Genomic DNA, 210 nt, shown 5'->3' on the forward strand with positions numbered 1-210 from the left:
CGGCACCAACGACGTTCCAGTGGTCGTCGCTGACACCCAAACCACCGGCGAGAACAGCGTTCTCAGCGGGCAGGTTCCGGCAGCGACCGATGTCGATGGGACGATCGCCGGTTACGACTTGGCGACGGATGTCGGCACCGGCAACGGCAGCCTCAGCTTTAATAGCGACGGCAGCTACAGCTTCACGCCGGGCACCGACTTCGACAGTCT

At 63.3% G+C, this 210-nt stretch carries 1 protein-coding gene; it reads left to right on the forward strand.

Annotation, left to right across the window (positions count from 1 at the left end):
* The coding region (locus tag DOM58_RS17540; RefSeq protein ID WP_157957573.1) for an Ig-like domain-containing protein at positions 1-210 on the forward strand (210 nt) is incomplete at both ends.

This window comes from Salinicola halophyticus (genome assembly GCF_003206695.1).
GTDB classification, from domain to species: Bacteria; Pseudomonadota; Gammaproteobacteria; order Pseudomonadales; family Halomonadaceae; genus Salinicola; species Salinicola halophyticus.